Source organism: Ligilactobacillus ubinensis (genome assembly GCF_024160875.1).
GTDB lineage: Bacteria > Bacillota > Bacilli > Lactobacillales > Lactobacillaceae > Ligilactobacillus > Ligilactobacillus ubinensis.
Genome location: NZ_JAIULA010000070.1, coordinates 1 through 286, shown reverse-complemented (window position 1 = coordinate 286; position 286 = coordinate 1). Strand labels below are relative to the sequence as shown.

Annotated in this window: 1 pseudogene; it reads left to right on the top strand. The window is 34.3% G+C overall.

The features are described from left to right. Window positions 1-227, top strand: a pseudogene (locus LB941_RS12425) (Fic family protein); the annotation flags it as partial. Window positions 228-286 lie beyond the last annotated feature (59 nt).

The following is a 286-nucleotide window of genomic DNA, read 5'->3' as shown; positions in this document are numbered from 1 at the left end:
AATTGGAAGAAGACCTTCCAGATGGTATAACTGGAACAGAAACGCATGCTTACTTATTGATTAAAAAATATTTATTAAATCATGATAGTATTACGACAACAGTAGCGGTTAAACTGATTGGTAAATCAGCACCAACCGTTAGAAAAAATTTGGGACGTTTAGTTTCATTAGGCTTGTTGGAAGCAAATGGAAGCAACAAAAATAGGACCTATTCACTCGCCAAGTGAAATGTGTCAGTGAATGTCAGTAACCTTTAGTGATATCATTAAGATGTCAAAAAAGACAA